At 71.4% G+C, this 12,875-nt stretch carries 10 protein-coding genes; 8 read left to right on the top strand and 2 right to left on the bottom strand.

Annotated features, from left to right (window positions below):
- Position 1: 1 nt before the first annotated feature.
- Genes L3i22_RS52370 through L3i22_RS52345 form a run of 6 tightly spaced genes read left to right on the top strand, consistent with a single transcriptional unit; the run spans position 2 to position 8,182 of the window.
- On the top strand, positions 2-1,102 hold the full coding sequence (locus L3i22_RS52370) for a glycosyltransferase family 4 protein (protein WP_221324808.1): 1,101 nt from the start codon (positions 2-4) through the stop codon (positions 1,100-1,102).
- Entirely contained in the window at positions 1,099-3,459 is a 2,361-nt protein-coding gene (locus L3i22_RS52365) for a DUF2206 domain-containing protein (protein WP_221324807.1), read from the top strand. Before L3i22_RS52370 ends, L3i22_RS52365 begins: the two co-directional genes overlap by 4 nt.
- Entirely contained in the window at positions 3,456-4,577 is a 1,122-nt protein-coding gene (locus L3i22_RS52360) for a glycosyltransferase family 4 protein (RefSeq protein WP_221324806.1), read from the top strand. Before L3i22_RS52365 ends, L3i22_RS52360 begins: the two co-directional genes overlap by 4 nt.
- Positions 4,574-5,869: a lipopolysaccharide biosynthesis protein gene (locus tag L3i22_RS52355; protein ID WP_221324805.1), complete on the top strand. Its 1,296-nt coding sequence runs from the start codon at positions 4,574-4,576 to the stop codon at positions 5,867-5,869. The genes L3i22_RS52360 and L3i22_RS52355 overlap by 4 nt, the downstream gene beginning before the upstream one ends.
- Before the next feature lies 1 nt (position 5,870).
- A complete protein-coding gene (locus L3i22_RS52350) occupies positions 5,871-7,016 on the top strand; it encodes a glycosyltransferase family 4 protein (RefSeq protein ID WP_221324804.1) in 1,146 nt (381 codons plus the stop codon).
- Positions 7,013-8,182, top strand: a complete 1,170-nt coding sequence (locus tag L3i22_RS52345) for a glycosyltransferase family 4 protein (RefSeq protein ID WP_221324803.1) — start codon at positions 7,013-7,015, stop codon at positions 8,180-8,182. Before L3i22_RS52350 ends, L3i22_RS52345 begins: the two co-directional genes overlap by 4 nt.
- Positions 8,183-8,275: 93 nt before the next feature.
- Here L3i22_RS52345 and L3i22_RS52340 read toward each other — a convergent pair whose 3' ends face one another.
- Together L3i22_RS52340 and L3i22_RS52335 are read right to left on the bottom strand one after the other, a co-directional pair.
- Entirely contained in the window at positions 8,276-9,364 is a 1,089-nt protein-coding gene (locus tag L3i22_RS52340; RefSeq protein ID WP_221324802.1) for a serine hydrolase, read from the bottom strand.
- 160 nt (positions 9,365-9,524) lie between these two features.
- The gene (locus L3i22_RS52335) at positions 9,525-11,207 is read right to left on the bottom strand and encodes a polysaccharide lyase family 1 protein (protein WP_221324801.1); all 1,683 of its coding nucleotides are present in this window, start codon (positions 11,205-11,207) and stop codon (positions 9,525-9,527) included.
- Positions 11,208-11,399: 192 nt separating this feature from the next.
- On the opposite strand from L3i22_RS52335, the gene L3i22_RS52330 reads away from it, so the two are divergent.
- Positions 11,400-11,585, top strand: coding sequence for a hypothetical protein (locus L3i22_RS52330; RefSeq protein WP_221324800.1), 186 nt, complete (start codon positions 11,400-11,402; stop codon positions 11,583-11,585).
- Between the two features lie 11 nt (positions 11,586-11,596).
- Positions 11,597-12,694, top strand: coding sequence for a cellulase family glycosylhydrolase (locus L3i22_RS52325; protein ID WP_221324799.1), 1,098 nt, complete (start codon positions 11,597-11,599; stop codon positions 12,692-12,694).
- The last annotated feature ends 181 nt before the right edge of the window (positions 12,695-12,875 follow it).

The following is a 12,875-nucleotide window of genomic DNA, read 5'->3' as shown; positions in this document are numbered from 1 at the left end:
GATGAGCAGCAGCATCACGCAGATCTCGCCGTACTACCCGCCGCACCTGGGCGGGATGGAGCGGGTGGTGGAGAACCTCGCCGTCCGCCTCGGCCGGGACCACGACGTCACCGTGCTGACCACCACGCTCGGTGCGGACGGCGCCCCGCGCCGCTCGGCCGACGGCCGGCTGCGGGTGCGCCGGCACCGCTCGTGGGAGTTCGCGCACACCCCGATCTCGCCCGGTCTGCTGCTCGGTCTGCTGCGCACGCCCCGGGACACGGTGCTGCACCTGCACAGCGCGCACGCCCTGATCCCGGAGGCGCTGGCGATCCTGGCCCGGCTCCGCGGCCAGCGGTTCCTGCTGCACTTCCACCTGGACGTGGACTCGTCCGGGCCGCTGGGCCGGCTGCTGCCGTACTACAAGAAGCACTTCTTCGGCCGGGTGATGCGGGCCGCCGCCGGCGTCCTGGTGCTCACCGACAGCCAGGCCGACTTCGTGGCCACCGCGTACCGGGTGCCGCGCGAGCGGATCCACGTGATCCCGAACGGCGTCGGCGAGGAGCACTTCCGGCCGCCGCGCCGGGCCCGCGCCGCCGGTGAGCCGCTGCGCCTGCTGTACGTCGGCCGGCTCAGCCCGCAGAAGAACGTCACCCGCCTGCTCGACGCGCTGGCCCGCTGCACGCAGCCGATCCAGCTGACCGTGATCGGCGACGGCGAGCAGCGCGAGCTGCTGACCGCGCACGCGGCGGCGCTGGGCCTGCGCGACGTCACGTTCGCCGGGTCGCGGCTCGGGGCCGAGCTGCGCGACGCGTACGCCGCGGCCGACGCGTTCGTGCTCCCGTCCGACCGGGAGGGCATGCCGCTGGTCGCGCTCGAGGCGATGGCCTCCGGTCTGCCGATCGTGGCGACCGCGGTGCCCGGCAACATCGAGCTGCTCAGCGGCGTCGCGGTGCTCACCGAGCCGGACCCGGTGGCGCTCGCCGCCGGGCTGGACTCGGTCGCCGCCGACCCCGTGCTGTTCGAGCGCCTCGCGGCCCGCAGTGCCGAGGTGGCCGCGTCGTACACCTGGTCGGTGGTGGTCGAACGGGTGAAGGCCGCCTACGCCAAGGCGCTGGCATGACCAGCACCCTGGTGGGCGAGCGGACCCGGATCATCCACCCGAGCCGGCACCGGTCGTCGACCCAGGAACTCCTCGGGCGGCAGGCCCGGCGGCTCGGCCGGCAGTGGCCGCTGCTGCTGATCACGCTGGTCGCGGCGCTGCTCGAGATGCTGCCGGTGCCGGTCGTGGTGCACGCGGTGGCCGGGCTCTGGCTGCTGTTCGGCGCGCCGATCGTGCTCGGCTACCCGCTGGCCGACCGGGTGCTGTCGACCCGGGAGGGCCGGCTGATCCTGGCGATCGGCGGCGCGGTGCTCGGCGACATCGTGGTGGCGCTGCTGGTCAACACGGTGCTGCCGTGGGCCGGCGTGGTGCGGCCGCTCACCCGGATCCCGCTGACGTTGGCATCGGTGCTGTTCATCGTCGTGCTCGCGGTGCTGTCGCCGGCCCCGGCGCGCTGGGTCCGCCCGCGGATGATGCCGGGCCTGCCACCGGTCCTCTACCTGGGCGGGCTGGCCCTGGTGCTCTCGATCGCCGCGCCGATCCGGCTCAACAACGGGCTGGGCAGCGGGGTCGCGATCGCCGCGCTGCTGGCCGTCGCCGGGTTGATCACGTTCCTGTTCGTGCGCCGCCGCAAGCATCTGCCCGCGGTCACCGGCGCCGGGATCTTCTTCGTCGCGCTGTCCCTGGTGCTGATCACCTCGCTGCGCGGCTGGTACATCACCGGGCACGACATCCAGCGCGAGTACGGGGTCTTCCAGCTCACCTTCGACGCCGGGCACTGGAACATCGCGGCCTTCCGGGACGCGTACAACGCCTGCCTGAGCATCAACCTGTTCCCCACCTCGGTCGCGCAGCTCACCGGCATCTCCGGGGTCTACGTCTTCAAGGTCGTCATCCCGGTGCTGTTCGCGGTCGCTCCGGTGGCGCTCTACCGGACCGTCCGGCACACCGCCCCGCAGTCGATCGCGGTGCTGTCGGCGGTCTACTTCGTGGCCTTCCCGACGTTCTTCACCGACATGGCCTTCCTGGGCCGGCAGGAGATCGCGTTCCTGCTGCTCGGCTGCCTGCTGTTGCTGCTCGCGGACACCGGGCGGCCGTTGCGGGACCGGCGGATCGCGAGCACCGTGCTCCTGGTCGGCATCGTGCTGTCGCACTACTCCACGACGTACGTAATCCTCGGCATTTTTGGTTTGGCCTGGTCTTTGGGTCTGGTCTGGCGGCTGGTCGCGCGGCGCCGGGGCGGCTTCGGCCGGTTCTCCGCGCCCAAGCTGATCACCTGGTGGATGATCGTCGTCGGCGCGGTCGCCGCCGTCCTCTGGACCGGCCCGGCCACCGACACCGGTCAGCAGGCCCGGATCACCGCCACCGCGACCGTGCTGGAGCTGTTCGGCAAGAAGTCGGCGACCGGGTCCTCGGACACCGGTTACAGCCTCTTCGGCGGTGAGAAGATCACCACGGCGGATCGGCTCACCGATTACGCGGCGACGACCGAGGCGCGGACCGAGAAGGCCCGCTCCGAGGGCGACTATCTGCCGTTGAGCGCCATCGACAAGTTCCCGATCACCGCCGCTGAGCAGGCGAACATGCCGCTCACCGCGATCGGGCGGATGCTGGCCGGAACCGGTCTGGACGTCGTCGGGCTGAACACCCTGATCCGGCTGTCGGTGGCCCGGCTGCTGCAGGTGCTGTTGCTGCTCGGCGTGATCGTGACCGTTTTCGCCCGGCGCCCGGTGTTCCGGCCGAGCTCCGATCAGGTGTTGATGAGTCTCGGCTCGCTGGGCCTGATCGCGATCCTCACCGTGCTGCCCGAGCTCTCCGTCGACTACGGCGTGCTGCGCGCCTTCCAGCAGGGCCTGTTCTTCTTCGCGCCGTTCATCGCGGCGGCGTCCGTCTGGGCCTTCCGCTGGGCCGGGAAACGGGCCACCGGGCTGGCCTTCGGGATGGCCCTGGTGCTCTTCCTCGACCTGGTCGGCGTGGTGCCCAAGCTGCTCGGCGGGTATCCGCCGCAGCTGCACCTGGCCAACGCCGGGCAGTACTACGACATCTACTACCTGCACCCGGAGGAACGGGCCGCGATCACCTGGATCCACGACCACGCCTCCGAGGTGGAGCGCGAGCAGGTGCAGTCCGAGGTCCAGACCGACCGGTACACCTTCGGCCGGGCGGAGAGCCTGCTGCCGGGCCGGGCCGACCACGACATCTATCCCACCCTGATCGGCGCGGACACCTACGTCTTCCTCGGCTTCACCACCGTCCGCAAGGACGAGTCGACCGTGTTCTACCGCGGTGACCTGGTCACCTACCAGTATCCGATCGGGCTCCTGGACGCCACCAAGAACAAGGTCTACAGCAGCGAGGGCTCGGAGGTGTACCGGTGAAGGTTCTGCTGGTCAGCCACTACTTCCCGCCGCACCTCGGCGGCATCGAGAACGTGGTCGCCGAACAGGCCCGGCACCTGGCCGCGGCCGGCGCCGAGGTGGTCGTGCTGACCACCGGACGGCCGGGCGGCATCGAGCGGCTCAGCGACGGCGTCCGGGTGCTCCGGGTGCCGGCCTGGGACGGCCTGCAGCAGCGGGCCGGGATCCCGTTCCCGGTGCCGGGTCCGCGGCTGCTGACCTCGGCGCTGCGCTGGGCGCGCTGGGCCGACGTGGTCCACGTGCACGACGGCGCCTACCTGACCTCGTGGGCGGCCGGGCTCGCGGCCGCGGTGACCCGCACCCCGATGGTGATGCACCAGCACGTGGCGATCGTCGACCACCCGGCGACCGTGGTGCGGCTGGTCCAGCAGGCGGTGTGGGGCACCGCCGGGCGGCTGATGCTGCGCCGCGCCGAGCGGGTCTTCGTCCTCAATGACTCGGTCGCGGCTTTTGTCGAGAGTTACGGCGGCCGCGTCGAGCACCTGCCGAACGGCGTCGACACCACCCTGTTCACGCCGCTCGGTGACAAAGACCTGGCCCGGAAGCGGCTGGGTCTCCCGGCGGACCGGGTGCTGGTGCTCTTCGCCGGGCGGCTGGTGCCCAAGAAGGGGTACGACCTGCTCACCGCGGCCGCCGGCCCGGAGTACGACCTGGTCTTCGCCGGCGAGGGGCACGACGGGGTGCCGGCCTCCGGACCCGGGGTGCACCACCTCGGGCGGCTCGACCCGGTCCGGCTCGCCGAGGCGTACCGGGCAAGTGATGTCTTCGCTCTTCCCTCGACCTCCGAGGGCTTTCCGCTGACGGTTCAGGAGGCAATGGCGTGCGGCCTGCCCGTGGTCACCACCGACGATCCGGGGTACGCCTCCTACCGGCTCGACCGGGAGCGGGTCCGCCTGCTGCCCCGGGACGCCGCCGTGCTCCGGGCGACGCTCGCCGAGCTGGCCGGCGATCCGGCGCTCCGGGACCGGATGGGCCGGTGGTCGCACTCGTACGCGACCGGCAACTTCTCCTGGCCGGCGCACGTCGGCGTGCTGCTGGACCGGTACCCGGCCACCCGCGAGGTGGTGGGGCGGGGATGAGCCACGCCCAGGTCATGGAGCGGGTCGGACTGCGCGACCGGATCGGCGAGCTGCGCCACGACCCGCTGGTGCAGAACTCGGTCTTCCTGATGCTGATCACCGCGCTCGGCGCGGGCTCCGGCTTCGTCTTCTGGCTGATCGTGGCCCGGCTCTACCCCACCGCGCAGGTCGGGCAGGCGTCGTCGCTGCTCTCCAGCGTCGCGCTGCTCTCCTACTTCAGCCTGTTCGGCTTCAGCACCTCGGTGATCCGGTTCCTGCCGACCAGCCGGAACCCCGCCGAGGACACCAGCACCTCGATCTCCGCGGTCACCGTCTGCAGCGTCGTGATCAATTTCGGGTACGTGGTGATCGGCCCCTGGCTGGCCCACGACCTGGGCTTCATCCACGACTCGATCACGCACGTGCTGCTCTTCGTGCTGCTCGCCGGGGGCGCCGCGGTCAACCTGCTGACCGACTCGATCTTCGTGGCGGCCCGGGCCACCAAGGCGAACCTGCTGATCAACGGCGTCCTGATGAGCGTCGCCAAGCTGGCCCTGCCGGCCGTGGCGGTCTCCTTCGGCGCCTTCGGGATCTTCGCGGCCAGCGGCGTCGCCTCCACGCTCGCCGCGGTCGTCAGCATCGTGGTGATCCGCCGGCACCTGCGCATCCGGGTCCGCGCGCACATCTCCTGGACCGCGCTGCGGACCATGCTCAACTACTCGCTGAGCAGCTACCTCTCCGGCGCGCTGAACCTGATCCCGCAGATCGCCCTGCCGATCATCGTGTTGCACCAGCTGGGGCCGGTGATCGCGGCGGTCTACTTCGTGGCGTTCCAGATCTCGAACCTGGTCAGCTCGGCGTCGTACGCGATCGGCGAGTCGACGTTCGCCGAGGGCGCGCACGAGAGCCGCTCGCTGCGGGCCCTGGCCAAACGCTCGGCCGGGCTGATGGCGGCGGTCACCGTCACCGCCGTTCTGCTCGTGACGGCGCTGGCCGAGCCGATCCTGCGGCTGTTCGGCGCGGAGTACGCCGACACCGGCACCACCACGCTGATCATGTTCACCGTGGCGTCGCTGGCCGTCGCGTTCAACACCTGGACCAGCTTCCTGCTCCGGGTGACCAATCAACTGCAGTCCCTGCTGGTGGCGAACATCGCGTACCTGATCACGGTGCTCGGCCTCGCCGTCTGGATGGTGCCGCAGGGACTGAACTGGGCGGCCATCGCCTGGGGCGCCGGCAACCTGGTCAGCGGCCTGGTGGCCGCGATCGCCCTGATGGGCCCGCCGTTCGGCAACGTCAACTGGGACGAGTGAGATGCGGATCCTGCAGGTCGTCAACATCGGCTTCGAGGCCGGCGGCGCGGAGAAGAGCGTCCGCCTGATCACCGACGGGCTGCGCGCCCGCGGGCACCAGGTCGAGGTGGTCGCGACCGACATGCTGGCCGACGGGCACGAGATCTTCGCCGATCACCTGGTGCCGTCGATCAGCGGCTCGGCGCCCCGGCGGTTCGCCGGTTACTTCTGGCACGGTACGGCGTACCGGCAGGTCCGCGAGATCGTCGACCGGTTCCGGCCGGACTGCGTCCACCTGCACACGCACGGCGAGTTCAGCCCGGCCGTGCTGCCCGCGACGGCCGGTCGGCCCCGCCTGCTCACCGTGCACGGCCCGGAGGACTGGACGCTGAACCTGCTGCGCTGGAACCTGGCCAGCGCCACCGGGCGGGGCGGGCTCTCCGCCGGGGACCGGGCCCGGTACGCGTACCTCCGGTTCGTCCAGCGCCCGGCCTACCGGGCCCGGCTGCGGCACGTCGACCGGATCCTCACCCCGAGCCGGTTCTTCGCCGACAGCGTGGCCGACGACGTCGGCACCGCCCGCACCCACGTTCTTCCCAACGGCATTCCGCGTACGGCGTCCCCGACGCCCGTCCGGGACAGCACGCACGTCCTGTTCGTCGGCCGCCTCGAACACGTCAAGGGCGTCGACGTGCTGCTCCGCGCGTTCCGCCAGGTCGTCGCCGAGCATCCGGCGGCCCGGCTGACCGTGGTCGGCGACGGCGCCGACCGGGCCCGGCTGGAGGCCGAGAACGCCGACCTGGGCGTGACCTTCACCGGCTGGCTCCCCGCCGAGGGCGTCGCCGAGCGGGTCGCCGCGAGCTCGGTGGTGGTGCTGCCGTCGCTCTGGCCGGAGAACTTCCCGACCGTGGCGCTGGAAGCCCTGCAGGCCGGCCGCGCGCTGGTCGCCTCCCGGGTCGGCGGGCTGCCCGAGCTGATCGGCCCGGACAACGGCCTGCTGGTCCCGCCGGGCGACCCCGACGCGCTGGCCACGGCGCTGAACATGCTGCTCGGGCGGCCCGAGGTGCTGGCCGGGCTGGGCGCCGGGTCGGCCGCGCGCGCCGCCCGGTACGACGCGGACACCTTCCTCGATCTCCTGGAACACCACTACGAAGAGGTATGCGCGTGACCGCGATCCTTCTGGCCACCCCGTACTACCCGCCGAACCTGGGCGGGGTCCAGCAGTACGTCTGGAACCTCGCCCGCCAGCTGCGCAAACGGCACGACTGGCGGGTCGTCGTGGTGACCACCGCGGAGCCCGGCGTCGCCTACCGCCGGGAGGTCGACGCGGACGGGGTGACCGTGCACCGGTTGCCGTCGCTGCGGCGGATCTCGAACACCCCGGTCGGCACCGGCTGGACCGGCGCGATCCGCCGGATCATCCGGGACGAGAAGATCGACCTGGTCAACGCGCACGGGCCGGTCCCGCTCTTCGCCGACCTGGCCCGGCGGGCGGCCGGCGACGTGCCGTTCGTGCTGACCTATCACGCCGGGCGGATGCGCAAGGGCAGCCTCGCGCCCGACCTGGTCCTCGCGACCTACGAGGGCATGCTGCTGGCCAGCACCGTCCGGCGGTCGCAGGAGCTGATCTGCGCCTCCGAGCACGTCGGCGATGACCTGCCGAAACTCTTCTCCGGGCGGCAGACGGTGATCGAGCCCGGGGCCGACCTGGACCTGTTCCGGCGCACCCCGGTGCCGCCGGAGCAGCGGATCGTGTTCTCCGCCTCGCTGGAGAAGGCGACCGCGTACAAGGGGCTGGCCGACCTGCTGCACGCCGTGGCGCGGCTCGCCCCGAGCCTGCCGGACGTGCACCTCGAAGTGGCCGGCAGCGGCACCGCCGAGCAGGACTACCACGAGCTGGCGCGGCGGCTGGGGATCAGCGAGCGGGTCACCTTCGCCGGCTATCTGAGCGGGGAACGGCTGGCCGAGGCGTACCGGCGGGCCCGGGTGCTCTGCCTGCCGACGCACTTCGACAACTACCCCACCGTGATCGTCGAGGCGATGGCGACCGGCCGCCCGATCGTCGCCACCCGGGTCGGCGCGATCCCGATGTTCGTCAGCGAGGGCGGCAGCGGGCTGCTGAACGAGCCGGGCGACATCGACGCGCTCACCGGCTCGCTGCGGACCGTGCTCACCGATTACGACCTGGCGGCCCGCCTCGGCGCGACCGGCGCCGACTTCGTCGCGGCGAACCTGTCCTGGCAGCACCAGTCCGACCGGCACGTCGCCGTCTTCCAGCGCGCGATGGCCGGCGGCCGCACCGTCTCCCGGACCGAGGCCTCCCGCCAGGGGTGACGGACCGGGAGTGGGGGACAGTGCCCGCGCGGGCACTGTCCCCCGAAGTTCGGCGGGGCCGGGACGCCGGCAGCCCGGTTTCCGGGTCGGCGGTCAGTCGCAGAGCGCGTCGTCGACGGTGGCCAGGACCTGGGTGGCGGCCTCCTCGCTCTGCGGCAGGGAGGTGACGGCGACCGACGCGGCCCGCCCGTCCGCGGTGACCTCGGTGCGGGTCTCGTAGCCGGGGATGTCGCCGCCGTGGCCCCACGCCACGCCGCCGCAGCTGAGCGGGAAGCGGATCAGGCCCAGACCGTACGCGGCGCCGGGGAACAGGTCGGCGGGGACGGTCTTCTCCATCTCGGCGAGCTGGGCCTTGGGCAGCAGCTTCCCGTGGATCAGGGCGCTGAAGAAGGTGTTCAGGTCGGACGGGGTGCCGATCATCTGGCCGGCCGCCCAGCCCCAGGACGGGTCGAGGTCGGTGATGTCGAGCAGCTCACCGGTCGGCAGCGGCAGGTAGCCCTGCGGGTGGCGCTCGCGGATCCCGGTCTCGCCGTCGACCGGGAAGTACGTGTGCCGCAGCCCGGCCTTCTGGATCACCCGCTTCTGGATCTGTGACTCCAGGGTGTGCCCGGTGACCCGCTCCACCAGCAGCCCGGCGACGATGTAGTTGGTGTTGCTGTACGCCCAGCTGGTGCCGGCCGGGAAATTGTTCGGGTGGGCCAGCGCGACGTCGAGCAGGTCCTGCGGCTCGAAGTGCTTGTACCGCAGCGAGAGGTCGTCCAGCGCCAGGAACTCGGTGTAATTCGGCAGGCCGCTGGTGTGCTGCAGGATCTGCCGGACGGTGATCTGCTGCCCGTGCAGGATGCCCGGCAGATACTTCTCCACCGGGTCGTCCAGCCGCACCCGGTGCTCGGCGACCAGTTGCAGCATGACCACCGCGACGAACGTCTTGGTGTTGCTGCCGAGCCGGACCTGACCGTCGGCGGGCACCGGCCGCCCGGTGGCGATGTCGCCGACCCCGGCGGTGAGCTTGCGGACCCGCCCGTGCTCGTCCCGCACCACGGCCAGCGCGCCCGGGAAACCGGCGTCGACCAGCTGCGCCAGATCCTTCCGGACCGGGTCCTGGGTGGCGGCGACGGCGGGCTGAGCGGCGAAAATGGTGGCGGCGAGAGCCGCGGAGACGAACGCGAGACGCTTCAGCATCGGGGACTCCTCATCGACGTTTCTGACATCGATGAGCTTTCTCGATCCACCCGGCGATTCCGATATGGACAGCGTGAGTCTTCGGGGTAGTGCTAGCTGTACCAAACGAGATTCGCGCGTACGGGCGATGCTCCGCCCGTACGCGCAAATGCTCTTGAATTTAGATCTTGCCGGTGCCCGCACCGGCCTTGACCAGGGCGGAGACCGCGGAAGCGGGCTCCAGGGTGACCGCGTACGGCGCGGTGGTGAACGTGCCGGTCTGGGTGATCACCGGCGCCTCACCGCCGAAGTCGTTGCCGGAGATGACCGCGAAGCCGTCCTTGTCGGAGTCCTCGGTCGTCCAGACCGGGAGCTTGACGTTGACGAAGACGTTGTTCTGGATCAGGCACTGCGCGTCCATCAGGCAGTGGATGCCGCTGGTGGAGGCGTTGCTGAACAGGTTGTCGTAGGCGTGCACGGTGCCGAAGCGCAGGCGCGGCAGGCGCGAGCCGACGTTGTCGAACCAGTTGTGGCTGTAGGTGATCCGCAGGTGGCCGGTGTCCTCGGCGGCGTTGCTGTCCGAGTGGCCGACCAGCGAGCCCTTGAAGTGGTCGTGCAGGTAGTTCCAGGAGACCGTGACGAAGTCGGTGGCGTGGGTCAGGTCGACCATGCCGTCGTAGAAGTCCTTGCCGTGCGAGGTGTCGTTGAACAGCTCGTTGTGGTCGATCCAGATGTGGTCGGACTTCTGCACGGCGATCAGGTCGACCGGCGCCAGCGCGAACGAGATCTTCAGGTTGCGGATGATGACGTTGCTGGCCTTCTTGACGAAGATGCCCGCGCCGGTCAGGCCGGCGTTCGCGCCGACACCCACGATGGTCTTGTCCGAGGAGACGACAACCTCGTCCGAGCCGCTGCCCTTGAGCACGCTGGAGAGCTGCAGGATCTTCGGGCCGTCCGAGGCGGCCTCGGTGATCAGCTGGCTCAGCGAGGTGATCGCGACGGTCGTGCCGCCGGCGCCGCCGGTGGTGCCCGCGCCGAAGCCGATCGGGCTGGTCTCGAACTTGCCGCTGCTGGTCGCGGTCGCGGTCGGGGTCGCGGTGGCGGTCGCGGTGGGGGTCGCGGTCGCGGTGGCCGAGGCGGTCGCGGTGGCCGAAGCGGTCGCGGCCGGCGCGGTGGTGGCGGCGGCGGACCCGCTCGTGGTCACCACCACGTCGTCGAACTCGGCGGTCGCGTCGTAGGTCTGCAGGCCGATCCGGCCCTTCGTGGACGCGGTCGCGGTGCCGGACACCACCGAGGCGCCGTTGACCGAGCCGCTCAGCGTGCTGCCGCTGACCGTGAGCCCGAGGGTGTAGGCCGTGCCGGCGCTCACCGTCACGGTCGCCTCGTCGAGCACGGTCGTCGCGCCGGACTTCACCGACTCCAGCCGGACCTGGTTGCCGCCGGTCAGCGCGAGCCGGTAGAAGCTGGTCGAGCTGGTCGCCCGGGCGACGATCCCGGCGTAACCGCCGGTCGCCACCGCGAGCGGGGAGACCTTGGCCTGCACGGTGTAGTCGGTCCAGGTGGTGTCGCCGGCGAACTGCCGGGCCAGGGTCGCGCCGGTCTTGGCCTGCTTGAGCACCTTGGTGCTGTCGGCGACGACCGACCAGGTGCCGCCCGACTTGGTCCAGCCGGCGGTGTCGCCGTCCTCGAAGTCGTCGGAGAACGCGGCGGTGCCGGTGGCGGCCGCGGTGGTGGTGCTCTCGTCGCCGGTCTCGGCGAAGGAGACGCCGGCCACGGTGCCGAGGCCGGCCACGATCGCGGCCATGCCGCCGGCCAGAACGAGCTTCCGCTTTCGTCGACCGGGGATCTCTTCGGCGCTCTTCATGGTGTTCCTCTCGGGCGGGGGACCTACGAACGGGTGTGGTCCCACCGGCCGTGATTCGTTGCCGACCCTTGCTGTGGCGCTCGTCACACTGCGCACTCGGCGGACAAAGATGGGCCAAACGACGGCTGTCGTGATCATCGGCCGTCGGGGAGGCTTCCAGCTCACCCCTTGCTACCGAGCCCGGGAGTCCGCATGCCCGCCATCACCGTCCGCCGCACGGTGGCCCTCGCCGCGATCGTCTTCATCGGCGCCGCCCTGCTGATCCTTAGCGGTCTTCTCGGCGGAACCACCCGGGACACGGTCTACCTGCTGCTCCCGGCGACCTGGCTGACCGTCTGCTGCGGTCTGGCGAGCATGGCCCTGTCCCGGCGTTTGTAAGCTGGACCATCATGATCAAGATCCGGCGCGTGCTGCTCGTGGCCGCGCTGATCCTGGTCACCACCCTGATCGTGGTGTCCACCCGGTCGGGCGAGCCGAAAGCGTTGCACGGCATGAAGACCGGGATCTCGTACGGCGACACGCTCGTCTGGATGTCCGACCAGCAACTCGGCCAGGCCCTGGACGACGCGGTAGACCTCGGCGCCAAGTGGATCCGGAACGACCTCTCCTGGGACGACATCCAGAACGAGGACTCGGGTACGTACCACTGGCAGCTCTTCGACCGGGTGCTCGCGGCCGCCCAGGAGCGTGGCCTGCAGGTGCTGCCGGTGCTCGCCTACACCCCGGCCTGGGCGCGCGCGGCCGGCTGCACCGAGGCGACCTGCGCCCCGGCCGACCCGGCGGCGTTCGCCCGGTTCGCCGACGCCGCGGCCCGCCGCTACGCGCCCCGCGGCGTGCGCGTGTGGGAGATCTGGAACGAGGAGAACCTGGGCTTCTGGAAACCGGAGCCCGACCCGGACGCGTACGCCGCGCTGCTCCAGGCGACCAGCCGCGCGATCCGGGCCGTCGACCCGGCCACCACGCTGGTGATGGGCGGGCTGGCCGCGACCGGCACCGGGACCGGCAAGATCAGCCCGGAGGACTTCGCCCGCGCCGTGCTGCGGGTGGCGCCGGACGCGGTGGACGCGGTCGCCTATCACCCGTACACGTATCCGCACCTGGCCGGCGAGCACACCCTGTTCGGCACGTCCTGGGACCGGATCGCCGGGCTGCGTGCCGTGCTGACCAGCGCCGGGCACCCGCGGATGCCGATCTGGCTGACCGAGACGGGCGCGCCGACCGGCGGGCCGGGCAGCGCCTCGGACGGGGCCGGCGGGCTCGACGTCACCCACGTGACCGAGGCGCGGCAGGCCACCATCGCGCGTGACCTGGTCACCACGGCGGCTACTACGCCGCTGGTCGACGCGCTGTTCTGGTACTCCGACCGGGACCTCGGCACGGACACCTCGACCAGCGAGAACTTCTTCGGCCTACGCCGCGCCGACGGCACCCCGAAACCGGCCTACGCGGCCTTACGCAGCGCCTTGCACGGCGCCACGAACTACTGACCGGGCCGGGGCCGCGCCGAGTATCACGCACGATCTATTTCCGACCTCAGATCAAGATCAAATTCTTCATTGCCTCGGCTGCGGCCAATAACTGATCGTCGCTCCCGCGGGGACCCTTCCGGTCCTCGCAGGGCGCGGGGCGCCCAGAACGCGAGGCCCTCCAGGGCGACGTCCGCGGGTG

The organism is Actinoplanes sp. L3-i22 (assembly GCF_019704555.1).
Taxonomy (GTDB): Bacteria; Actinomycetota; Actinomycetes; order Mycobacteriales; family Micromonosporaceae; genus Actinoplanes.
The sequence above is the reverse complement of the archived record's forward strand: the minus strand, read 5'-3'. Positions and strand labels throughout refer to the sequence as shown.